Source organism: Bacillus sp. XT-2 (assembly GCF_025696525.1).
Lineage (GTDB): Bacteria > Bacillota > Bacilli > Bacillales > Bacillaceae > Bacillus > Bacillus halotolerans.
The window spans coordinates 105,609-129,897 of the sequence record NZ_JAHVOC010000002.1; the positions used below are offsets into that span (position 1 = coordinate 105,609).

The following is a 24,289-nucleotide window of genomic DNA, read 5'->3' on the forward strand; positions in this document are numbered from 1 at the left end:
AGGGAAGAAGAAGAATGGCCGAAGAAACGTTTCATACACGTTTAATCAATATGCGGCGTGACCTTCATGCACACCCTGAACTTTCATTTGAAGAGTTTGAAACGACAAAAAAAATCCGCCGCTGGCTCGAGGAAGAACATATAGAGATTCTTGAGGTTCCTCAATTAGAAACAGGTGTAATTGCGGAAATCAAAGGGCAGTCAGACGGACCTGTGATTGCGATACGAGCGGACATTGATGCGCTCCCGATCCAAGAACAAACGAACCTGCCGTTTGCCTCTAAGATTGACGGCGCGATGCATGCGTGCGGGCATGACTTTCATACAGCTTCCATTATCGGCACGGCCATTTTGCTGAATAAAAGAAGAGACGAGCTGAAAGGCACGGTCCGCTTTATCTTTCAGCCAGCGGAAGAAATCGCCGCAGGAGCAAGGAAAGTCATAGAAGCAGGCGTGCTGGATGATGTTTCTGCCATTTTTGGCATGCACAATAAGCCTGATTTGCCTGTCGGCACCATTGGGATAAAGGAAGGTCCGCTCATGGCAAGCGTTGACCGGTTTGAGATTGTTGTGAAAGGAAAAGGCGGACACGCCGGCATTCCCAATAACAGCATTGATCCCATAGCAGCGGCAGGCCAAATGGTCAGCGGTCTGCAATCTGTGGTCAGCCGCAACATCAGCTCACTGCAAAACGCGGTCGTCAGTATCACAAGATTACAGGCAGGCAGTTCATGGAACGTGATTCCGGACCAGGCTGAAATGGAGGGCACCGTTCGCACCTTCCAAAAAGAAGCGAGAAAGGCCGTTCCGGAGCATATGAAACGAGTGGCTGAAGGAATCGCAACGGGCTACGGGGCACAGGCCGAATTCCGGTGGTTTCCTTATTTGCCGTCCGTTCAGAATGACGGCACGTTTTTGAACGCGGCGTCAGAAGCTGCGGCCCGGCTTGGCTATCAAACGGTTCATGCGGAGCAATCTCCGGGCGGAGAAGACTTCGCTCTGTATCAAGAGAAGATCCCGGGATTTTTTGTGTGGATGGGAACGAACGGTACAGAGGAGTGGCATCACCCGGCGTTTACATTGGATGAAGACGCACTGCAAGTTGCATCCAGCTACTTTGCTGAGCTGGCTGTTATTGTACTGGGGTCAATCAAATGATCCAAACAGAACTGACAGCAGGTCTTGCTGAGGCCGTAAGATTATCACAGCCTGAGAACGCCACTGACGCGATGCGTGAAGCCAAAAAGGGATTGCTCGATTTTACAGCCGCATCATTTGCCGGAAGAGAAGAAAACGGCATTCAAAAGCTTTTGCAGCTGATCGAAGAGGAAGGCGGCACGCCCCTTGTCCCTATCATCGGACAAGGAAAAAAGGCAGCACCATTGCAATCTGCGCTGCTCAATGGATTTATCGCCCATGCTCTGGATTTCGATGATGTCCATTCCGATGTAAGGGGACATCCGAGTGCAGTTATTTTGCCGGCACTCATTGCTTCAGCTGCCGCTCGAGAAAGTGACGAGCGGCTTCTTGGCGCTTATATTGTCGGTGTGGAAGTAATGGCAAGGCTTGGGGAGTCGATTGGCAGCCCGCACTATGAAAAAGGCTGGCACAATACGGGAACGCTCGGAGCCATAGCCGCCGCCTGTGCTGTAGGGTTCGCGGAGGAACTCACTCAAGAAGAAATGGAAAAAGCAATTGGTTTTGCCGCAACGCAGTCTGCCGGAATGAGGGTGCAATTCGGCACAGAAATGAAACCGCTGCACGCAGGGCTGGCAGCTCAATCAGGCTTACTTGCTGTTAAGCTGGCCCAATCTGATGTTGGAGGCTCTCGTACGGCACTGGATGGAGAAAAAGGTTTCTTCAGCCTATACGGTGATGCAGACAAGGCTCAAACCACGCTGTTAAGCCATTGGGGCAAACCATGGAGAATCGTGAAGCCAGGTTTATGGTTTAAAATCTATCCATTTTGTTCTGCGGCGCACCACGCGGCAGATGCCATTCGCGAGCTTATCTCTCAGGAAGCCATTTCTGCTGACAATACAGAACGGATTGAAGTCGTTTTTCCGCCTGGCGGAGATGCTGCATTAACGGCAAGATCACCAAAAACAGGAGAGGAAGGCCGCTTCAGCGTTGAATATGTCATTGCCCTTGCCCTGCACGGACAGAAGCTGATTGCTGAACATTTCAACAGCGAGCCAATACCAAATCATATGCAGGCCGCAATGCGTCATATTCAGCGTGTGTATGACAATCGCATTCAGCCAGCCTCTCAAGCGGTTCCGAAAGGCCGTTTCACCATTGTTCGGGCGTTTTTATCAGATGGACGCATATGTGAAGCGCGGGTGGACTGCCCGAAGGGAGCTCCCGGAAACGGTCTGTCTGAAGAAGACGTAAAAGAAAAATTAAAATCAGCGCTGCCAAGTGATGTGCAAAAAGCATCGCATATCATAGAGGCCATTGAGCGCGCTGATATGAAAGAATTTTTATCGCGTTTAGATTAGAATCCGCCTCTCATCCCCTCCTTCAGATGATATGATAAAGCCAAATCATACGTTTGAAAAAGGAGAAAGGCCATGACGGTAAATGATGCGGTTGTATGTATTCTGGCAGTCTTTTTATTAGTGGGAGCAGCCGATTATTGCTTGGGAAACAGGTGGGGGCTTGGCGAGCGGTTTGCGGAAGGCTTTAAGGCCATGGGGCCGCTTGTGCTGTCAATGGTCGGGATTGTGTCGCTGGCGCCAGTGCTTGCGGCCATACTGATTCCCGTCGTGTCACCGGTCTATGCCGCCATTGGCGCAGACCCTTCCTCCTTTGCCAACACCATTTTGGCCATTGATATGGGGGGCTATGCGCTGGCACAAGAAATGGCGAAAGATCCGGACGCCGGCTTGTTTTCATGGGTATTTCTGGGGACGATGATGGGGCCGGCGATCGTATTCACCATTCCCGTCGCTCTTGGCATAATTGAAAAGCAGGATCACCCGTATTTTGCAAAAGGCATTTTAATCGGACTGTGCACTGTGCCGATCGGATGCTTCGCAGGCGGGTTAGCTGCGGGATTTGAGATGGGATTGATCCTGAAAAACATTCTGATTCCAAGTCTTTTTTCTGCGGTTATCGCTTTTGGACTATGGTGCTGCACCGACAAGACAATCCGCGTATTTCACGTTTTCGGGAAGGCTGTCAGTATTGTTGCGATCATTGGGCTTGTTGCTGTCTCGATTGAAACAATGACAGGCTTTGTATTCATACCTGGCCTCGAAAAGATTGAAACAGGCATACAAACCGTAGGCACCATCGCGGTTGTATTGGCGGGCGCTTTTCCGCTGACAGCTTTTATCACAAAAGCTTTTGAGAAACCGCTCCATACATTAGGCAGGCTGTTACACTTAGACCAGGCAGCGACAGCGGGAATGGTTGCTTCTTTGGCACATCTTATCCCCATGCTCGCCTTATTAAAAGACATGACGCCGAGAGGAAAGGTTATCAATGTCGCGTTTGCGGTCAGCGCAGCCTTTGTGCTCGGCAGCCATCTCGGCTTTGTGACGGGAATGAAGAAAGAAATGGCAGCGGCCATGATCGTCGGGAAATTAGCTGGCGGCATTACGGCTGTCGCGGCAGCTGCGTGGACGACACCCGCCTATACGGCCAAAAAGCAAAGACACGATTCTCTTGAAGGATAGTCTGTTTCAATTCTCCTCATTCGGGAAATGATACAGTAACGTTTCCGGAAAGAGGGTTGGGCACATGGATGCGAAGGACCAGTGCATCTCTAAAATAAAACAGGAAACCAAGCCTTGGATACAGCGGTTCGGAAGGCTTGGTTATTTTACATTCGGCGGCGTTTTTATCTTGCTCGGCATTCTGGCATTGATGACGGCTGCCGGAGCTGGCAGCGGGGCAAAGGATTCAAGCGGAGCGCTCCAAACCTTATCACGCATGCCATACGGATCAATTCTGCTTTTCTTCATCGGGATTGGACTCATCGGGTATGTCATATGGATGGTGCTGAGTGCGGTTAAGGATACAGAGGGCCATGGCACGGGAAGACGAGGCCTGTCGCGAAGAACAGGAAATTTATTCAGCGCCGCCGTATACGCATCGATTGCCTGGAATGCCCTTCGGTTTGTCTTTGATCATGGGAGCGGCAGCACTTCAGAACAGACGTGGTCCGCTTATATATTGGCGCAGCCGTTTGGGCAGTGGCTGACGGGACTCACAGGAGCGGGCTTTATCCTATTTGCGATGGTTCAATTCATGAAAGGTATCCGGGCTTCTTTTATGAGAGAATTTGATACGTCAAAAATGAGCAAAGAAATGATATGTATTGCAAAAAACACAGGACGCGCAGGCAACATCGCCCGTGCCATTATTTTCTCAGCCATCGGCTTCTTTCTCATAAAAACCGCTCTCACCTCTGATCCGGACGACACAAGAGGCTTTGACGGGGCGCTCGCCGAACTCGCGCAGCAGCCGCATGGCAGAGTGATTCTGATCTTTTTGGCGTGCGGGCTTGTGTTATATGGAATATACGCCATCATGAAAGGCATTTATCAATATATGAAGTGGGAAAAATAAGCTCTGGGCAGATCTGTGCCAGAGCGTTTTTCAGTTTCTTGCAAATCAGGTGGATGAAAGCTGTTGCCAGCCTGTATAATAAAAGCAAATCAAAAGCAGGTTCACCATGAACTGATCCAAGGGAGGTGCGGAATGGATCGGGAAAAACAACAATTAAGCATAGAAGCGGCAAGGCTTTATTATCAGTCTGACTACAGTCAGCAGCAAATCGCAGAGCAGCTCAGCATTTCGAGGCCGACCGTTTCCCGATTGCTGCAATACGCAAAAGAAAAAGGATTTGTCCAAATTCGCGTGATGGACCCTTTTGAGGATTTAGATGCGCTCGGTTCCATGCTGGAAGAGAAATACGGGCTTCTCGAAGCGCACGTTGTGTTTTCTCCGACACCGGACTATGCAGCAATCACACATGACTTGAGCCGTTACGGTGCAGAATATATGCATGAAACGGTAAAAGACGGCGACATCGTCGGCGTCAGCTGGGGAACCACCATGTATCAGATCGCGCAAAACATGCAGCCAAAGCAGGTAAAAGGCGTAGAGGTCGTCCAGCTGAAAGGCGGCATCAGCCATTCCCGGGTAAACACCTATTCAGCTGAAACGATTCAGCTGTTTGCAGAGGCTTTTCAAACGATGCCGCGCTATCTTCCGCTTCCCGTCGTGTTTGATAATGCGGATGTGAAGAAAATGGTGGAGAAAGACCGTCATATCGAGCGGATCATTGAGATGGGCAAGCAGGCGAATATCGCTCTTTTCACGGTGGGAACAGTCCGTGACGAAGCGCTGTTATTCCGGCTCGGCTATTTTAACGAAGAAGAGAAAGCGTTGCTGAAACATCAGGCTGTCGGAGATATCTGTTCGCGTTTCTTTGACGAGGAAGGGAAGATTTGCAGCACCGCCATCAATGACCGGACCATCGGTGTCGAGCTTGAGGATCTGAGGCTGAAGGAACGCTCTATATTAGTGGCCGGCGGAAGCCGAAAAGTGTCCTCCATCCATGGTGCGTTAACAGGAAAATATGCCAATGTGTTAATCATTGACCAGCATACCGCAAGGGCACTTGTTAATGATTTGTGACACCTTCAGACCGTTCGTTGAACAAATTTTCAATTACCAATTTACATATGTTCAAAAGTCGGGTATGCTAAAAAATATCTTAACAAAAAAGGAAGTGTGCGAAGGATGACATTAGCCAATAAAATTGATCATACAGCTTTGAAACCGCATACACAAAAAGCGGATATTCTGAAATTAATAGAAGAAGCGAAAACATACAAATTCGCTTCTGTATGTGTAAACCCGACATGGGTGCAGCTGGCTGCAAAAGAGCTTGAGGGAACAGGAGTTGACGTATGTACAGTCATCGGCTTCCCGCTCGGCGCCAACACAACAGAAACAAAAGCGTTCGAAACGAAGGATGCGATTTCAAAAGGCGCCACTGAAGTGGACATGGTCATTAACATCGCTGCTTTGAAAGACAAAGAAGACGACGTAGTGGAAGCGGATATCCGCGGTGTGGTGGAAGCTGCAGCCGGAAAAGCGCTTGTCAAAGTTATTATTGAAACATGCCTGCTGACAGATGAAGAAAAAGAGCGTGCATGCCGTTTAGCGGTTTCTGCGGGAGCGGATTTCGTGAAAACCTCAACAGGCTTCTCAACAGGCGGCGCAACGAAGGAAGATATCGCTTTAATGCGCAAAACAGTAGGCCCTGATATCGGCGTAAAAGCATCCGGGGGTATCAGAACGAAAGAAGATGTAGACACGATGATCGAAGCAGGTGCAAGCCGCATTGGCGCAAGCGCAGGTGTTTCCATTGTAAAAGGAGAGAACGGAGCCGGCGGAGATAATTATTAAGAAGCAGACGGAAGGCACTTCGCTTTCCGTGCCCTTCTTTTCTTTCCGGGGAAATAATAATGTAAGCGAATACAAATAAAGGAGAAACACATATGAAGTATTTGATTGGGATTATCGGTTTAATCGTGTTTTTAGGCCTTGCGTGGATCGCGAGCAGCGGCAAAAAAAGAATTAAGATCCGCCCAATTATTGTCATGCTTATTTTGCAGTTTATTCTCGGTTACATTCTCCTCAATACGGGAATCGGGAATTTTCTCGTCGGAGGATTTGCACAAGGATTCAGCTACCTGCTTGGCTATGCGGCAGAAGGAATCAACTTTGTGTTTGGCGGTTTGGTGAATGCGGATCAATCTACATTCTTTATGAACGTTCTCTTGCCGATTGTATTTATTTCAGCACTCATCGGGATTCTGCAAAAATGGAAGATCCTCCCGTTTATTATTAAATACATCGGCCTTGCCCTCAGCAAGGTTAACGGGATGGGAAGACTGGAGTCGTACAATGCTGTTGCATCTGCGATTTTAGGGCAATCAGAAGTATTTATCTCCTTAAAGAAAGAACTCGGTTTACTGTCACAGCAGCGGTTGTACACGCTTTGCGCTTCTGCGATGTCAACCGTATCCATGTCAATCGTCGGCGCTTACATGACGATGCTGAAGCCTGAATACGTCGTAACGGCTCTTGTATTGAACTTATTTGGCGGTTTTATCATTGCCTCTATTATTAATCCTTACGAGGTCGCAAAAGATGAGGATATGCTTCGTGTAGAAAATGAAGAAAAACAATCCTTCTTCGAAGTGCTCGGAGAATACATCTTAGATGGTTTCAAAGTAGCGGTTGTTGTCGCAGCGATGCTGATCGGATTTGTCGCGATTATTGCTTTGATCAATGGTATTTTTAACGCTGTACTCGGTATTTCCTTCCAAGACCTGCTTGGATATGTGTTTGCTCCATTCGCTTTTCTTGTTGGTATTCCATGGAATGAAGCTGTTAACGCCGGAAGCATTATGGCAACAAAAATGGTATCGAACGAATTTGTCGCCATGACGTCTCTTTCGCAAAACGGTTTTCATTTCAGCGGCCGTACAACAGCGATTGTCTCAGTATTCCTCGTTTCGTTCGCGAATTTCTCTTCCATCGGTATCATTGCCGGTGCTGTAAAGGGTCTGAATGAAAAACAAGGAAACGTCGTTGCTCGTTTCGGTCTGAAATTATTATACGGCGCTACGCTTGTCAGCTTTTTAACAGCGGCAGTTGTAGGTCTGATTTACTGAACATAATCGAAAAGGATCGGTGACTATAATGAGAATGGTAGATATTATCATCAAAAAACAAAACGGAAAAGAACTCACCACAGAAGAAATCCAGTTTTTCGTGAATGGCTATACGGACGGAAGCATTCCTGATTATCAGGCAAGCGCACTTGCCATGGCGATTTTCTTCCAGGATATGAGTGATCGTGAACGTGCGGACTTAACAATGGCTATGGTGAACTCCGGTGAAACGATTGATCTTTCTGCCATTGAAGGAATTAAAGTAGATAAACATTCAACCGGCGGCGTCGGCGACACGACAACACTCGTGCTTGCACCGCTTGTCGCGGCTCTTGATGTGCCAGTTGCCAAAATGTCCGGCCGCGGCCTCGGCCATACGGGCGGAACAATTGATAAATTAGAGGCGATCGACGGGTTTCACGTGGAACTGTCAAAGGAAGAATTTATTAAGCTAGTGAACCGCGACAAGGTTGCCGTCATTGGCCAAAGCGGCAACTTAACGCCAGCGGATAAAAAACTGTACGCCCTGCGTGATGTAACGGGCACAGTGAATTCCATCCCGCTTATTGCTAGCTCCATTATGAGCAAAAAAATCGCTGCCGGAGCAGACGCGATCGTGCTTGACGTGAAAACGGGAGCGGGCGCCTTCATGAAAACAGAGGAAGATGCGGCTGAACTCGCGAAAGCAATGGTACGAATCGGCAACAAGGTCGGCCGCCAAACGATGGCTGTCATCTCCGACATGTCCCAGCCGCTCGGCTTTGCGATCGGAAATGCGCTTGAAGTGAAAGAAGCGATTGACACGCTCAAAGGCGAAGGCCCTGAAGACCTGCACGAGCTTGTCTTAACACTCGGCAGCCAGATGGTCGTGCTTGCGAAAAAAGCAGGTACATTAGACGAAGCAAGAGCAAAGCTTGAAGAGGTCATGAAAAACGGCAAAGCGCTTGAGAAATTCAAAGATTTCTTGAAAAACCAAGGCGGTGACAGCTCGATTGTTGATGATCCGTCTAAGCTTCCGCAAGCGGCTTATCACATTGATGTGCCAGCCAAAGAAGCGGGTGTCGTCTCCGAAATTGTCGCAGACGAAATCGGCGTCGCTGCCATGCTGTTAGGGGCCGGACGCGCCACAAAAGAAGACGAAATCGATTTAGCCGTCGGCATCATGCTCCGCAAAAAGGTCGGCGACAAGGTAGAAAAAGGCGAACCGCTCGTGACGCTTTACGCCAACCGCGAAAACGTTGATGAAGTCATCGCGAAAGTCTATGACAACATCCGCATCGCAGCGGAAGCGAAGGCGCCGAAGCTGATTCATACGTTAATTACAGAATAAAAATAACAGCACATCCCATCCTGAGTGGGGTGTGCTGTTTTGATTACAGGATGTGATCAACCTGGTATTCCTCTTGTCCGATTTTTTTTGCTTTCGTAAGATTTCTTCTGAAATAGAAGATGAGATAGCATAGGATGATACAAGGGATTCCGCAGAAGAGAGCGATTCTTTGATTGGGATCAAAAGCGAGACCGATACAAGAAGCTGAACATAATAAAAGAGCGGCTATAGGCATAAGAGGATAAAGCGGTGTGCGAAATGTCAGATCTTTTACATTCCCCCCTTTTTTAAGAAATCTCTTTCGGAACAAGAGTTGAGACAGCGCAATGCTCATCCAGACCACGACCCCTGCAAATCCAGCAATCGCTACCATCACCACATAAACAGTTCCAGGCGCCACAATACTGGAAACGAGAGATAAACAAGATACAGCCATACTGATGATTAAGGCATTTAGTGGAATGCCTTTAGATGTGACTTTTTTAAAACGAGAGCTGATCATGTTTTCATTTGCTAACGACCACAGCATACGGGTTGAGGCATATAGGCCTGAATTGGCAACGGACAGCAAAGCTGTTAATATAACAAAATTCATAATATCTGCGGCGTACGGGATTCCGATTTCTGCAAATACTGCTACAAAGGGGCTTTCAATTACTCCTGCTTCTTTCCATGAAATCAGTCCGGATAATACGAAGACGGCACCGATGAAAAAAATGACTGTCCGCCATGCGACATTGCGGATGGAACGCGGAATATCCTTTTGAGGATTTGCGGATTCACCTGCTGTGACTCCGATTAATTCTGTTCCGGAAAAGGCAAAACTCACAGATATCATGGCGATAAATACAGCGAGAAAGCCGTTCGGAAACAATCCTCCATGACCTGTGAAATTTGAAAACATAGGGGCATCAGCCGTCCCGTTTAAAGAGATCAAGCCAAACATGGCGGCGCCTCCTAAAATGATAAATAAAATGATGGTGACAATCTTCACGCTCGAAAACCAAAATTCAGTTTCCGCAAATAATTTGACTGAAAATGCGTTGCATACGAAAAGGAGAGCTGCAAAAATCGCACTCCACATCCATACGCTGCTGTCAGGAAACCAGCGCTGCATGAGAATACCGGATGCGGTAAACTCAGATCCTACCGTCACCACCCAATTCACCCAGTACATGATGCCGACCATAAAACCGGTAGATGGCCCGATAAATGTTGTGGCGTATTTTTGAAAGGAACCGGTCACCGGCATGGCGACCGACAATTCACCGAGACATTGCATGACGAGGTACATCATCAATCCGCCGATTAAATAAGCGAGTATCGTACCGCCGGGACCGGCTTGGCTGAGCGTATAGCCCGTACTGAGGAAAAGTCCTGTTCCTATGACGCCTCCCAATGAAATCATAAATAAGTGCCTGCTTTTCATTGTCCGTTTTAGCTGATGGCCGCTTTTCTCTTGAAGACCCACCGTTTCGTCCTCCTTTTAGCTGCCGTTTATCAGGCAGATGAGTTTTCTTGTAACCAAAATACAACCTGCCGGAAGATCACTTGAATCGGGAGCGTTTCATTCCTTTTAATGCGTGTAACAGAACGTGAGCTGCGGCTCTGCTTGTCATATCTCGAAAATCGAGGGTGGGATCAACTTCAACGATTTCGATCCCTGCGACATTGGGCTCTTGTGCGATGTACTTGATTGCTTCGAGTAATTCGTCTGTATAGAGGCCACCCGGGCCAATCGCTGGACAGCCGGGGGCATGGGACTGGTCTAAGACATCCATATCAACAGATATAAAAATGAAGTCTGTTCTAGTTTGAACGGCAGGCAGGATCTCTTTAATGGTCGGGATCAGTCCTTTTTCACGAATCATTCCCATCGTGCGGATATCCACGTGATGTTTTTTCGCGTATGTTTCATAAGCCAGGCTGTTGCTGAATTCTCTGATACCCAGTTGAATTAAATGCTGGCCTTCTATGATCTCTTCATCCAAAAGGCGGCGGAAGGGGGTGCCGTTTGTCGGCCCTCCGTCCTCCGTGTTCCGCACATCATGATGGGCATCAAATTGAATAACGGCTGTCGTTCCTTTCGTTTGCGCAATCGCTTTTATGGTGGAGTAGCTGATAGAGTTATCTCCCCCGAGTATGAGCGGTACCCAATCTGGGTGATCTGAAAGCAGAGCATGCATGGTTTGGAAGATTTGATCATGTGATTTCACGATATCAGTCACATGAATATCGACATCCCCCAGATCATAAAGAAAATCTGATACGACATGTTCCCCAAGCTCCGCAGAATAAGCAGATGAATGTTTTAGAGCCTGGCGGATTGTTCCGGGGGCAAAGGAAGCGCCGGAATGACTGATGGATGATTTTGACAGGGGGGCACCTATCAGCGCCGGCCCCTTAATGCCTTGGCCATCCCATTTTTCTATCAGATCGCTCATTTTCGTTACATCCCGGTCTTTAAACGATGAACCGGCCTCTCTGAGAAAAGGGTATTTATCCAAGAATGGCTCCCTCCCTGTTGACAACAATTGTTCCGTTTTTCATGACTTGATGTACATGATTGACGCCGTAGTGATACGGAATATACATGTAATTCGAGGCTTGCCAAATGACTAGATCAGCTGAGCGGCCAGCTTTGAGCTGCCCTGCTTCTTCGCCTTTTCCTATGGCATATGCGGCGTTGACTGTGACCGCGTGCCATATTTCTTCTGCGGTCATTTTCAGATGAAGCGCGGCAATCGACATGATCAGCTGAATATTTTCAGTTGGGGAGCTGCCCGGGTTAAAGTCCGTTGCCAGGCTCACACGTACGCCCGCATCAATCATGTCTCTTGCCCTGGCATATGTGTGTTTGCCGAGATAAAATGTCGTGCCCGGCAAGAGGACGGCGATGGTTCCTGATTCAGCCATTTGCTGTATGCCTTCATCAGAGGCGCCCACCAAGTGATCGGCTGAGACAGCTCTTAGCTCAGCCGCTAATTCAGCTCCTCCAAGAGGATCAATTTCATCAGCGTGGATTTTTAATCCGAATCCCGCCTCAGCCGCTTTTTTTAAGTAACGTCGGGATTGACTGACTGTAAAAACGCCTGTTTCTGTAAAAATATCTGCAAAGGCTGCGAGCTCCCCCTCTTTTATTTCTGGCAAGAGATCCAGCATGCGATCTAAAAATTCATCGGGGCTGTCCTTATCTTCAGGAGGAATGGCATGAGCCCCCATGAATGTGGAGACAAGGTCAATGGGCTGGCTCTCATGCAGTTTTTTCACGACACGCAATTGTTTCAGCTCAGTATCTTTATCTAAGCCGTAGCCGCTCTTCACTTCAGCCGTGGTCGTGCCGTATGACAGCATTCTTTGCAGATGAAAACGGCCTTTTTGCAGCAGCTCTTCTTCTGAGGCGGTCCGGGTGTCTTTGACAGTGGACAAAATACCGCCTCCCTGCGCCAGAATATCTAAATAGGAGATGCCCTGAAGCTTTAGATTCATCTCCTTTTCCCGAGATCCGCCAAATACAAGATGGGTATGCGGATCGACGAGGCCCGGCGTTACAAGCCGTCCCGAACAGTCAATGATGTCGTCTGCCTCGTAATCGGCTTCAGTCCCTTTTTTTCCGGCGAACACAATCTTCTGTTCGTGGATTCCGACAACAGCGTCTTCGATCACATGAAGATCCTGCATGCTTTTGCCCGCGCGCGGGCCGCTGCTTTCCATCGTCAAAAGCTGACCGATGTTGATGAGAATCGTATCAATTTGTTTCGACATGTTATCACTCCCTTATTTTTGCATCGGCACGATAATGTCCTGCTTCTTCGCTACTTCAACGGCACGTTCATAACCCGCATCCGCATGGCGGATAATGCCCATCCCTGGATCGCTCGTTAAGACCCTGGCGAGCCGTTCGTCAGCCAGCTCACTTCCATCGGCAACTGCGACCATACCGGCATGCAGAGAATAGCCCATTCCGACGCCGCCGCCATGGTGGAAGGAAACCCAGCTTGCACCCGCCGCCGTGTTGACAAGCGCATTGAGCACAGCCCAATCGCCGACAGCGTCACTTCCATCCTTCATCGCTTCAGTTTCCCGGTTTGGAGAGGCGACAGACCCGCAGTCCAAATGATCTCTCCCAATCACGACAGGCGCTTTTAGCTCCCCGTTTCGGACCAATTCGTTAATGGCAAGGCCCATCTTTTTTCGTTCTCCATATCCAAGCCAGCAAATGCGGGACGGCAAGCCTTGGAACGTGACTTTTTCCTGTGCCATATCGATCCAGCGGTGAAGGGCCTTGTTTGCCGGGAACAGTTCTTTTAATAACGCATCCGTACGGTAAATATCTGCCGGATCACCGGAAAGCGCCGCCCAGCGGAATGGTCCTTTTCCTTCACAAAATAAGGGACGGATGTAAGCAGGGACAAACCCCGGAAAATCGAAGGCATTCTCCAGGCCTTCATCTTTAGCAACTTGCCGGATATTGTTGCCGTAGTCAAATACAATTGAGCCCTTTTGTTGAAATGCCAGCATGGCTTCCACATGTTTTTTCATGCTTTGTTTCGCAAGGCGCACATAAAGGTCTGGATTGTCTTGGCGCAAGCGATCGGCTTCATCAAGTGAATAGCCCTCGGGAACGTAACCGATTAATGGGTCATGGGCAGACGTCTGATCGGTGACGATATCAATGGTGACGCCGCGGTTCAGAAGGGTATGGTGAACCTCTGAAGCGTTTCCGAGAAGAGCGATGGAGAGAGGTTTTCCTGCCAGCTTTGCCTCTTCAGCCCACGCTAAGGCTTCCTCAATCGACGCAGTTTTACGGTCACAGTATTTCGTTTCAATTCGTTTGTCGATTCGTTTTTCATCAACCTCGACGGCAATCACAACTCCGTCATTCATCGTGACAGACAGCGGCTGGGCGCCTCCCATTCCGCCGAGACCTGCTGTCAGCGTCAATGTCCCTTTTAAGGTTCCTCCGAAATGCTGTCTCGCGAGCTCAGCGAAGGTTTCATACGTTCCTTGCAAAATGCCTTGTGAGCCAATGTAAATCCAGCTGCCAGCTGTCATTTGCCCGTACATCATTAACCCTTTTTTCTCAAGCTCGTGGAAATGCTCCCAGTTCGCCCACTTTGGAACAAGAACAGAGTTTGCTAAAAGCACGCGCGGCGCCTGCGGGTGCGTACGGAACATGCCAACGGGCTTTCCGGATTGCACGAGCAAAGTCTCATCATGTTTTAGTGTTTTCAGAGAATGCTCAATGGCGCGAAATGCACCCCAATCCCGAGCGGCTTTGCCAATCCCGCCGTATACGATAAGGTCCTCGGGCTTCTCGGCGACATCTGGATCAAGGTTGTTGCGAAGCATCCGAAGCACCGCCTCTTGTTCCCACCCTAAACATTCAAGCTCTGTCCCCCGGTTGGCACGGATTGATTTTTTTACATCAGTCATATGTTCATCCCCCTCAATTCTTCGTTCTGTTGATATGGTAATAAAGATTCCTTCTTCAGCCAGGCAGTCAAGCGTTCGATGTCATAGGAAAAAACGCGGTCCTGCTGAATAGACGGCACGACTTTTCTCATTTCTTGAAAAAGCTGTTTGGTATAGGACGCTGCATGTTCTATGCCTCTGTATTCAACAGCCTGCAATGCGCAAATCGCTTCAATCGCAATCACTCTTCTCGTATTCGCGATCACCTGATAAGCATGCCGAGCGGCGATGGTTCCCATGCTGACGTGGTCTTCTTGGTTGGCAGATGACGGAATAGAATCCACACTTGCGGGATGGGCCAGTGTTTTATTTTCAGAAACAAGTGAGGCAGCGGCATACTGCATGATCATTGCACCGGATTGCAGACCGGGATGAGGGCTTAGGAATGGCGGCAGGTCATTCAGCTGCGGGTTCACAAGGCGCTCTATCCTGCGCTCTGCGATATTCGCAAGCTCTGATACTGCGATTTTTAGAAAATCCATGGCAAAGGCGATCGGCTGCCCGTGAAAGTTTCCGCCAGAAATGACTTTGTCACCATCATTGAAAATAAGAGGATTGTCCGTAGCTGCATTCATCTCAATCTCTAATTTTTCCTTCACGTAGCCTAACGTCTGCCAGGTCGCACCGTGCACTTGCGGAATACAGCGCAATGAATAGGCATCCTGGACCCGCAGTTCTCCTTGAGAGGTCGTCAGGCTGCTGTCAGATAGATAAAAACGGATTCGTTCTGCGACATCGATCTGCTCCTGATAACCGCGTGCGGAGTGAATATCCTCGTCAAACGCATCGATAATCCCGCGGAGCCCTTCAATCGTTAAGCTGGCAATGCGCTCTGTTTGGTAGGCTAGTTTTTCCGCTTCAATGTATGCGACCACACCCATAGCGGTCATAGCCTGTGTGCCGTTAATCAGGGCAAGCCCTTCCTTGGATGTCAGCGCTACCGGCTGAATGCCGGCTTTTTTCAAGCCTTTCATTGCCGGCATCCTTTCTCCCTCAAAAAAGACTTCTCCTTGCCCGATCAGTGCAAGCGCCAGATGGGAGAGCGGCGCCAGATCCCCGCTTGCACCAAGTGATCCCTGCTGGGGAATGACAGGATGGACACGTTTATTTAAAAAAGCAAGCAATTGCTCAATCAGCTCAGCACGTACACCGGAAAACCCTTTTAACAGCGCATTGGCGCGCAAAAGCAGCATGGCCCTGGAAACACACTCAGGAAAAGGATCGCCGACTCCGCAGGCATGAGAAAGAATTAAATTCAGCTGCAGCGCCGCCGAGTCTTCCTTCTGAATCAGGACATCACTGAATTTGCCAAATCCGGTGGTAATGCCGTATATTGTCTTTTCTTCGTGAACAATCCGCTCCACTGCCGCTCTGCTTTTTTTCACACGCTCCATACTTTCTTCGGAAGCCGCTGTCTCTTCAAAATCAAACAGCACTCGCGCGACGTCGGCTGTTGTCAATGAAGAACCGTCTAATGTCACCATAAGCCCAACTCCTTTGTCTTTACTTTGATAAAGCGCCCATACAAAAAGGGGCTATGCTGTGAAAATTTAATTTCACGCATAGCCCCCTATCGTCTAAGATCTATGGGCTGTTTCATATGTGATTAATTCCAACGCCGAATGTTTCATGCTCAAGTCCTTTAATCGGCGCCCCGATTGTTCCGTAAAGCGAGACAGCAATCCAATCGCCTTCCGCTTCGCTTTCATAAGGATTTCCCCTCAAAACGGCGAACCTCAGGCCAACCGTCCGAAGCAGTGATCCAAGCAGCATTTCACCTCTGGTCACGCCATGTAAAGCCTCCATCGTCGCATGATAAAGCGCATGTGACTCACGGTACCCCTCGGATTGAATGACTCCGCTCTTTTTGGAAGCGGTTTCAATTGCGGCTACTACTTTATGCGCGTCCATTGATCCTACCTTGCCGAGACAGACCTTCCATCCATCTCGCTCCAGCTCCTCGACCTGTGAACGTTCTTCAGCTTCATGAAGCAGCAGAAGAACAGACAGCCGGCCGATCCGGCGCTCTTTGTGCAGTGTCATATGAATCACTCAATTCCTAAAAATTCTGATAACTATTAACTGAGTATTATATTAATTGTTTCAGCAATAGAAGTCAAAAGGTTTTTTACAGTCTTTAACAAGTTAGATTGGTATTGTGATATCGTGACGCAGAAATCTAGCACATTGCACACCATAGCAAGACAGGTGTGCGGGCGGCTGCTGTCGTACTCTAGATATGAGTTCAAATAGAAGGGGAGCGAAGTGCAGTGAAGAGCTTACATTGGGGAATCATCGGCCTTGGCGCAATCGCCTCAGATTTCGCCAAAGCGCTGAGAGAAGTAAACGGAACGGTCTATGCTGCAGGGTCACGAAGCTTGGATAAAGCCAAGGCGTTCGCCAAGGAGCATCATGTGGAAAAAGCCTATGGCAGCTACGAAGAACTGCTGCTAGATGAGAATGTTGATATTGTCTACATTGCCACTCCGCATTTAAACCACTATGAATATATGATGAAAAGCCTTCAGCATCACAAGCATGTTCTTTGTGAGAAGGCCATTACCGTCAATGCGAGACAGCTAAAGGAGATCATCGGTTTGGCTAAAGAAAAACAGCTTATTGTATCTGAAGCGATGACCATCTACCATATGCCGCTGTATAAAAAACTCCGGGAGATCGTAAAGGCGGGTCGCATCGGGCCCCTTAAAATGGTTCAAGTCTCCTTTGGAACGTGCAAGCCATACGACGTCACAAACCGGTTCTTTAATCAGGAACTGGCTGGCGGCGCACTCTTAGACACAGGAGCCTATGCGCTCTCGTTCGCAAGATATTTTCTCACGAGCCAGCCGAATGAGATCCTCAGCACGGCCAAGCCGGCTGATACAGGTGTAGACGAGCAGTCAGGCATCATCTTAAAAAACACCGACAGCGAAATAGCCGTCATATCGCTGACCATGCGCGCAAAAATGCCAAAAAGAGGCGTAGTCGCTGGAGAAAACGGCTTTATCACAGTCGACGATTTTACAAGGCCGGACAAAGCACTCATTACGTACGCCAATGGAAAAACAGAGGTGATTGAAGAAGGAGAAACTGCAAAAGGGTTGAACTATGAAGTAGAGGATATGCAAAATGCAGTCCTGCATCAAACAGGCAGCCAAACCATCAGTCTCTCCCTGGATGTCATGAGCATCATGGACAATGTAAGACAACAGTGGGGAATCACCTATCCGTTTGAATATGAAAACATCCGGCCTTCCTAAAGGGCGGGTGTTCCTTCATGAAATGTAAGCGCTTAAAAATTTAATAAAAAAGAGAGGCGAACTGTACAGATGTTCAACCGATTGTTTCGTGTATGTTTTCTTGCTGCTCTTCTCATGGCTTTCACCCTGCCCAATGCTGCCCATGCACAAAAGGCAGAAAAACCCGTCTTTAAAGAAGTCAGCGTCCATGATCCTTCCATCATTGAGACGAACGGCAGCTTTTACGTTTTCGGATCTCACTTAGCTTCAGCGAAAACAAATGACCTCATGCAATGGCAGCAGCTGACTGGCAGTGTCAGCAACAATAACCCTCTTATTCCCAATGTCTATGAAGAATTAAAAGATACCTTCGAATGGGCGCAATCCGATACCCTGTGGGCGGCTGATGTCGCGCAGCTGGCGGACGGCAAATACTATATGTACTACAATGCCTGCCGCGGTGACTCACCAAGATCCGCCATGGGAGTGGCCGTCGCTGACAACATCGAAGGGCCCTATAAAAACAAGGGCATCTTTTTGAAATCAGGCATGGAAGGCACAAGCAATGATGGAACACCGTATGACGCAACAAAACACCCGAACGTCGTAGACCCGCACACCTTTTTTGATAAAAACGGCAAGCTGTGGATGGTGTACGGTTCATATTCAGGCGGCATTTTCATCCTGGAAATGAATCCGAAAACGGGCTTCCCGCTCCCTGGACAGGGGTACGGCAAAAAACTGCTCGGCGGCAACCACAGCAGAATCGAAGGCCCATATATCCTCTACAATCCAGACACCAACTACTACTACTTATACCTATCATATGGCGGTCTAGACGCAACAGGCGGCTACAACATCCGTGTCGCCCGCTCCAAACAACCAGATGGCCCGTATTATGACGCAGAGGGCAATCCAATGATTGATGGCAAAGGCAAAGAAGGCACATTCTTCGATGACCGCTCCATTGAGCCGTACGGCGTCAAACTCATGGGCAGCTATTCATTTGAAACAGAAACTGAAAAAGGAGCCGGATACGTCTCACCGGGCCACAACTCAGCCTATTATGACGAAAAAACCGGCCGTTCTTATTTAATCTTCCACACCCGCTTCCCGGGCAGAGGTGAAGAACACGAAGTCAGAGTCCACCAGATGTTCATGAACAAAGACGGCTGGCCGGTAGCAGCGCCATATCGATACGCAGGTGAAACACTGAAAAAAGTAAAGCAAAAAGACATCACAGGAACATACAAACTCATCCAGCACGGAAAAGACATCTCAGCCGACATCAAAAAAACCATCAACATTCAGCTCAACAAAGACCACACCATTTCCGGGGAAATGACCGGAACGTGGAAGAAAACTGGAAATGACGCAGCCGAAATCACGTTAGCCGGCAAGACGTATAATGGCGTATTTTTACGCCAGTGGGATTCGGTGAGAGAGAAGAACGTGATGACGTTTAGTGTGTTGAATGGCAGCGGTGAGGCTGTTTGGGGAGTGAACTGATTTTTTCAAATAAAGGTGTGAAATTCTAGACTCTACTAGTTTAAACAATATATAATAAGTGAAAAGCATATTTTGTTAAAAATCTATGATACTTAAGATTCTATTTTGTATAAAAATATTGATTGGAGGTCAGCGCTATTTCTGTATTTAATAGCAATTTATTTAATAACATAATACTTAATCCTTACAATGAAGGAAGGAGAAAGTTGAAAATTATTACTGCTTATGCTTCTCCTTCTTTTTTACATCATGTACTTTATACTCTTAATGAAGTAGAAATTGAGTTATTTATAGGCATGACAAAAGTCCAGCCAATAACTATTTGGGACCACAAAGAATATTTGAAGATGGCAGATGATACAAAGCGACTGACTGTGAATTATCATAATGGCAATAAACCTGTACACTCTAAAATAGTTTTGTGGGAACAGGAAAGTTTATTTATTTCTGAATCAGCTTTTGTAGGATCTGCTAATTTCACAAGAAATGGATACTCTAATTATAGTGAAACAATGGCTAGTGTTAATCCTTCGCAAGTGATAAACATATTTTCTAATTTAAAAGATTATGTACCGTTTGATCAACCAAGTCTTGAAAAAACTATGAAATTCACATATCAATCAAATTCTAACAATTCAAATATTGATGGTTCTGCACTGGGAAACTTAGTAAAAGAAAAAGGTTATTGCCATTTTAATTTTCCGTTAACCGTAAATAATAACAGAAGAAAAATTCATGAAAAGTCGGGTTTGAATTGGGGACAAAGACCAGGAAGAGAATTAAATCAAGCATACATACCTGTACCTAAAGAAGTGAGAAAAACAGACTTCTTTCCAGATAAGAAGATAGAATTTACGGTTATTACTGATGATGGAGAGAGTTTTATTTGTGTGGTAGCTCAAGATGATAATAAGGCTCTTGAGACATGTAGAGATAATAGTATTTTGGGTAAATATTTTAGAAATCGCCTTGGTGTCCCATTGGGAGGTTTTGTAAGTATTGAAGATTTAGATAGGTATGGTAGACACTATGTAACTATTTATAAAATAAATAATGAAACGTATTTTATGGATTTTAGCTGAGGAGACTGTAAATGATTCAATCAGGTATTAGTAAGGTGAAAAAATTCAATCGGGTCCTTAAAAGGGATTTGCCACAAGAAGAAATAGATAGAATAATGACAACTGCAGAGAAAATGAATATAAAAATAGGGAAACCTTATGATGAAACTCGTCAAGGATTGCTTTTTGGCCAGGTTCAAAGCGGTAAAACTAACAATATGCTAATGACAATCGCAAAAGCAGCTGATAATGGGCACCGATTATTTATAGTATTAACTTCTGATAATCTTTGGTTATATGATCAGACACTTGAACGTATACAAGAAGCATTACCTGGATTGTTAACACTTGGTAAGGACTCCTGGGGAATTGAATCAATGACAACCAGAATCCGTACAGCTCTTCAGCATAGTGGGATAGTATTGGTCACAACCAAGAATAAATTGATCTTGCCCAAAATGCAAGAGTTTATTGATCAGTATATTTCGACTTCTACCAGAGCAATAATATTTGATGATGAAGCTGACCAAGCTAGTCTAAATACATTTGCAAACAGTGATATGCAAAGTAAGTTAAGTGAAGTAAGTGCTTCTATAGTTAAGTTAAGAGATTATTTTCCGAAACATGTGTACGTACAGGTTACGGCTACCCCTCAAGCTCTCTTTTTACAAGGTGCTAATAAAGCTTTTCGTCCAGATTTTATTGAAAAATTTGATCCGGGAGTAGGTTATGTAGGAGGAGAAGTTTTTTTTGAGGACGAATCATTTGCTATGAAGTCATTTGCAGATACAGAAATAGATGACATAATGAATGAAAATTCCAATCTGTCCTTTTACACAGGCGGTTTGGCAATTCCCACTGGCTTGAGACAGGCACTGTGCACCTTTTTTGTAGGGGCTGCTATGAAAATATGTAATGAAGAGGAAACAAATTATACATTCTTATGCCATGTCAGTCATAAACAGGATGATCATAAAAGACTTGAAGCTATAATTAATGGTTTTATTACGAGTTTATCTATAGCTTTACATGAGGAAAATCGTGAGGAAGAACGAGATATTGTTTATACATATTTGAATGAAGCTTACCGTGACTTATCTCAGACTAATAGTCGAGTACCTTCTTTTGAATCAGTTATAAGCGAAATTGCAGATAATATTACTAGTACACAATCACAATTAATTATATCTGGAAGTCATTTTAAAAGACCAAACTACAGTGCTCCATTTAATATATTGATAGGTGGAAATAAGCTAGGACGAGGAGTAACGATTAAAAGGTTGCTAGTAACCTATTATGGGCGTACAAGCCAAGCTCCCAAGGTTGACACTATTCTTCAACATGCAAGGATGTACGGTTATAGACAAAAAGATTTGGGCGCTTTGAGGTTTTATACATCTCATTCAATTTCAGACATTTTTAAGGAGGTTTATCTTTCAGAAAAAAGGCTTCGAGAAGTAATTGATAAATCTAATCCGAATGACTTGCAGGCATTAGTTTTATCAAGAACAAAACATTCTATAATTAAACCGACAAGATCAAACGTTGTTTATTTGGATTCAGTACTTTTTTATATGTCAGGAAAACGGTATTTTCCTAGAAATCCATTAGTGAGTAATGTTAGTTTATTAGATCAACTATTAGCAAGTTACAAGAGTGATCAGGGACTAACTATGGTGCCGATTCAGACTCTGATTGAGATTATAAATCTAACTAAATCAGAGAATTTTGAAGGAGGCAGCTGGGATGATGAGGCTGTATTAGCATGTTTGAAAAATATGAAAAATATGTATAATAATCGTGGTTATCTTGCTGTACGAAGAAATAGAGATATACAAAAGTATGCAAGGTCAATGTTATCTTCAGATGATAATCAATTGTATAACCCAGATGGTCCTACGTTGATAATGTATAAATATACTGGTTCTTTAGATAAGGGCTGGACTGATAACAAGCCGTTATGGGTTCCAAATCTAAGATTTCCTGATGGAAATACATATTTTATGTTTTCCGCGAATGAAATGTTTAGTTAACTTTAAAAGTTGTATAGGAGGAAGTTGCTAACCCTATCAAAAAAGCTTGTAGAAGTAAAACTTCTACAAGCTTTTAATAAGCTTAGACAGTGTAAGGTACTTTTCCTTCATGGACTAACTCATCAAATGTCCATTTAGGTTTGACAAAGGGATATTCAATACCTGCAAAGGTTTTTAAAACAGCTTCCGCAATAATTTTAGCTGCTTTAGGAGGGACAGCCATTCCAATTTGCTGTCTTACTTTTTCTTTTTTTCCTTCAAAAACAAAATGATCCGGAAAGGTTTGAAGGCGAGCACGTTCTCTATTAGTTAATGCTCTTGGTTCATCCCAGTGATAAACATGAGTTCCTCCACCTCCGCTGCCAGTTACGGTGTAAGAAGGTTCATCTGGATGGAGCCTTTTATAAATCTGACTCATTCGCGCCCCTTTGACCTTTAGCCGCAACTCTTCAGGAATTCCTTCATACCAAGCATTTTTGCCGGGAGGAATATAGTTTAACATTTCAATTGTTTTAGGATTATGTTTTGTTAGCTCATGATTCTCTGTAAAATCTAGAATTGGAGGGTTATTAAGAGCCTCATTTGCAGTTACGTATTTATCTGGTGTAATAGGTGCAGGCACTTTAAATACTAAGTCCTGATCTTTTCTAATACCAACTATTATGATTCGGTGTCTTTTTTGAGGAACACCATATTCTTCAAACTTATATAAATGAGGTGTTAAATGATAGCCCAGTCCTGCAGAGGCCAGTTCTTTTAATATTTGTATAAACGCTTTTCCCTCATTTGCACTTTGAAGTCCGCCTACATTTTCAGCAATAAAAAATTTAGGGTTATGATAATTAAGAACTTTAACACCATAAGAATAAAGCGGACCATAATCACCGCTCATCCCTTTGTGCTCACCTACTACACTGTAATCATTGCAAGGGAATCCAAACGCTAAAGCATCTATTGGCGGGAGGCTTTCAATGTCAAGTTCCTGAACAGGACCTTCAATTACACTCGAGTCATCTATGTTCTGGCAAATATTACGTCTGTATGTTTTACAAGCTGATTCATCATAATCATTAGACCATTCGTGTTTGATTTTATATTCATTACCAGAATCATCAACAATACACGCGCTTGTTAAACCTAAAGCAAGTCCTCCGGGTCCGCTAAAAAGCTCTCCTTTACGGAAGATCATATAAAAACCTCCATTAATTAATCTAAGTAATACATATTATAAACTATAACATATTTTTTTGCAGCAAGGGGAACGTTTGTTTTTACCTTTTTAAAAGATTTAAGTGAAATTAAACGGGGAAAAATGAATATTCAAAAGTTGAAAGGGATGATTTAATGGCTGATAAACATACAAAAGAACAAAGAAGAAAAAACATGCAGGCTATAAAATCACAATCTAAGTTAGAAGATAAAGCAACTGCTGAATTATGGAGAAGAGGAATGCGTTTTAGAAGGAATGTAAAATCTCTCTTCGGAAAACCTGATATTGCAATAAAAAAATATAAAATAGTGGTCTTTATAGATTCTTGTTTTTGGCATGGTTGTGACATTCATGGAAATATGCCAAAGAGCAATAAAGAATATTGGGAGGCTAAACTAAAACGCAATAAAGTTAGGGACAGTGAAGTAACGTCTTATTACAAAGAGAAAGGATGGAATATCTTAAGGATATGGGAACATGAATTTAAGAAAGATTTTAACATGGCAATAGATAAAATTGAAAAGTTTATAAAAGAAACAAAAGATGAATTCTCTAAAAGACACTAAGAGGATTAGTTATCCAGGTTTTAAATTGTTTCTCTTAAATTAATTCCCATTGAAATAACATTTTCCCCTCGAAATTTAGATAGATCCTAATTTTATCGAATTGAATGAGGTTAATTAGCCTAGATACATAGTCCTTTGTATGCTGGATTTCAATCAGGAGAAAA

The 24,289-nt window shown here is 45.5% G+C and carries 20 protein-coding genes; 13 read left to right on the forward strand and 7 right to left on the reverse strand.

Annotated features, from left to right (window positions below; genetic code table 11):
- Positions 1 to 14: 14 nt before the first annotated feature.
- The 8 genes from KXD37_RS06630 (at position 15) to KXD37_RS06665 (ending at position 9,032) form a co-directional block, all read left to right on the forward strand.
- The gene (locus tag KXD37_RS06630) at positions 15 to 1,157 is read left to right on the forward strand and encodes a M20 peptidase aminoacylase family protein (RefSeq protein WP_127696296.1); all 1,143 of its coding nucleotides are present in this window, start codon (positions 15 to 17) and stop codon (positions 1,155 to 1,157) included.
- Positions 1,154 to 2,500 (forward strand): MmgE/PrpD family protein, encoded by a 1,347-nt coding sequence (locus KXD37_RS06635; RefSeq protein ID WP_263463425.1) that lies wholly within the window; start codon positions 1,154 to 1,156, stop codon positions 2,498 to 2,500. The genes KXD37_RS06630 and KXD37_RS06635 overlap by 4 nt, the downstream gene beginning before the upstream one ends.
- Before the next feature lie 72 nt (positions 2,501 to 2,572).
- Positions 2,573 to 3,682, forward strand: a complete 1,110-nt coding sequence (gene eutH / locus KXD37_RS06640) for an ethanolamine utilization protein EutH (RefSeq protein ID WP_106019822.1) — start codon at positions 2,573 to 2,575, stop codon at positions 3,680 to 3,682.
- Between the two features lie 64 nt (positions 3,683 to 3,746).
- A complete protein-coding gene (locus tag KXD37_RS06645) occupies positions 3,747 to 4,577 on the forward strand; it encodes a DUF1206 domain-containing protein (protein WP_188323396.1) in 831 nt (276 codons plus the stop codon).
- 132 nt (positions 4,578 to 4,709) lie between these two features.
- Entirely contained in the window at positions 4,710 to 5,651 is a 942-nt protein-coding gene (gene deoR, locus KXD37_RS06650; protein WP_103672009.1) for a DNA-binding transcriptional repressor DeoR, read from the forward strand.
- Between the two features lie 105 nt (positions 5,652 to 5,756).
- Entirely contained in the window at positions 5,757 to 6,428 is a 672-nt protein-coding gene (gene deoC, locus KXD37_RS06655; protein ID WP_059353261.1) for a deoxyribose-phosphate aldolase, read from the forward strand.
- 92 nt (positions 6,429 to 6,520) lie between these two features.
- Complete coding sequence (nupC, locus tag KXD37_RS06660; protein ID WP_024123414.1) at positions 6,521 to 7,702, forward strand: nucleoside permease NupC; 1,182 nt, start codon at positions 6,521 to 6,523, stop codon at positions 7,700 to 7,702.
- 28 nt (positions 7,703 to 7,730) lie between these two features.
- Positions 7,731 to 9,032, forward strand: coding sequence for a pyrimidine-nucleoside phosphorylase (locus tag KXD37_RS06665; RefSeq protein ID WP_024123413.1), 1,302 nt, complete (start codon positions 7,731 to 7,733; stop codon positions 9,030 to 9,032).
- A 43-nt stretch (positions 9,033 to 9,075) separates the two neighbouring features.
- Here KXD37_RS06665 and KXD37_RS06670 read toward each other — a convergent pair whose 3' ends face one another.
- From KXD37_RS06670 to hutP, 6 genes are all read right to left on the reverse strand, one after another.
- Complete coding sequence (locus KXD37_RS06670; protein WP_151174634.1) at positions 9,076 to 10,503, reverse strand: amino acid permease; 1,428 nt, start codon at positions 10,501 to 10,503, stop codon at positions 9,076 to 9,078.
- A 76-nt stretch (positions 10,504 to 10,579) separates the two neighbouring features.
- Positions 10,580 to 11,539, reverse strand: a complete 960-nt coding sequence (gene hutG / locus KXD37_RS06675) for a formimidoylglutamase (protein ID WP_127696302.1) — start codon at positions 11,537 to 11,539, stop codon at positions 10,580 to 10,582.
- The gene (gene hutI, locus KXD37_RS06680) at positions 11,532 to 12,797 is read right to left on the reverse strand and encodes an imidazolonepropionase (protein WP_263463426.1); all 1,266 of its coding nucleotides are present in this window, start codon (positions 12,795 to 12,797) and stop codon (positions 11,532 to 11,534) included. The genes hutG and hutI overlap by 8 nt, the downstream gene beginning before the upstream one ends.
- 12 nt (positions 12,798 to 12,809) lie before the next feature.
- Positions 12,810 to 14,468, reverse strand: coding sequence for a urocanate hydratase (gene hutU / locus KXD37_RS06685; RefSeq protein WP_263463427.1), 1,659 nt, complete (start codon positions 14,466 to 14,468; stop codon positions 12,810 to 12,812).
- The gene (gene hutH, locus KXD37_RS06690) at positions 14,465 to 15,991 is read right to left on the reverse strand and encodes a histidine ammonia-lyase (RefSeq protein ID WP_101865013.1); all 1,527 of its coding nucleotides are present in this window, start codon (positions 15,989 to 15,991) and stop codon (positions 14,465 to 14,467) included. Before hutH ends, hutU begins: the two co-directional genes overlap by 4 nt.
- A gap of 112 nt (positions 15,992 to 16,103) precedes the next feature.
- Positions 16,104 to 16,550 (reverse strand): hut operon transcriptional regulator HutP, encoded by a 447-nt coding sequence (gene hutP, locus KXD37_RS06695; RefSeq protein ID WP_127696305.1) that lies wholly within the window; start codon positions 16,548 to 16,550, stop codon positions 16,104 to 16,106.
- 227 nt (positions 16,551 to 16,777) lie between these two features.
- Between hutP and KXD37_RS06700 the strand changes: the two genes are divergently transcribed.
- From KXD37_RS06700 to KXD37_RS06715, 4 genes are all read left to right on the forward strand, one after another.
- Positions 16,778 to 17,767, forward strand: a complete 990-nt coding sequence (locus tag KXD37_RS06700; RefSeq protein ID WP_127696306.1) for a Gfo/Idh/MocA family protein — start codon at positions 16,778 to 16,780, stop codon at positions 17,765 to 17,767.
- A 69-nt stretch (positions 17,768 to 17,836) separates the two neighbouring features.
- Positions 17,837 to 19,255 carry a glycoside hydrolase family 43 protein gene (locus tag KXD37_RS06705; RefSeq protein ID WP_263463428.1) on the forward strand — a complete coding sequence of 473 codons (1,419 nt, stop codon included), beginning with the start codon at positions 17,837 to 17,839 and terminating at the stop codon, positions 19,253 to 19,255.
- 122 nt (positions 19,256 to 19,377) lie between these two features.
- On the forward strand, positions 19,378 to 20,337 hold the full coding sequence (locus KXD37_RS06710; RefSeq protein ID WP_411910717.1) for a restriction endonuclease PLD domain-containing protein: 960 nt from the start codon (positions 19,378 to 19,380) through the stop codon (positions 20,335 to 20,337).
- Positions 20,338 to 20,348: 11 nt separating this feature from the next.
- On the forward strand, positions 20,349 to 22,349 hold the full coding sequence (locus tag KXD37_RS06715) for a Z1 domain-containing protein (RefSeq protein ID WP_071578884.1): 2,001 nt from the start codon (positions 20,349 to 20,351) through the stop codon (positions 22,347 to 22,349).
- Between the two features lie 82 nt (positions 22,350 to 22,431).
- Here KXD37_RS06715 and KXD37_RS06720 read toward each other — a convergent pair whose 3' ends face one another.
- A complete protein-coding gene (locus KXD37_RS06720; protein ID WP_041334046.1) occupies positions 22,432 to 23,538 on the reverse strand; it encodes a DNA cytosine methyltransferase in 1,107 nt (368 codons plus the stop codon).
- Between the two features lie 155 nt (positions 23,539 to 23,693).
- Between KXD37_RS06720 and KXD37_RS06725 the strand changes: the two genes are divergently transcribed.
- Positions 23,694 to 24,125, forward strand: coding sequence for a very short patch repair endonuclease (locus KXD37_RS06725; RefSeq protein WP_041334049.1), 432 nt, complete (start codon positions 23,694 to 23,696; stop codon positions 24,123 to 24,125).
- The last annotated feature ends 164 nt before the right edge of the window (positions 24,126 to 24,289 follow it).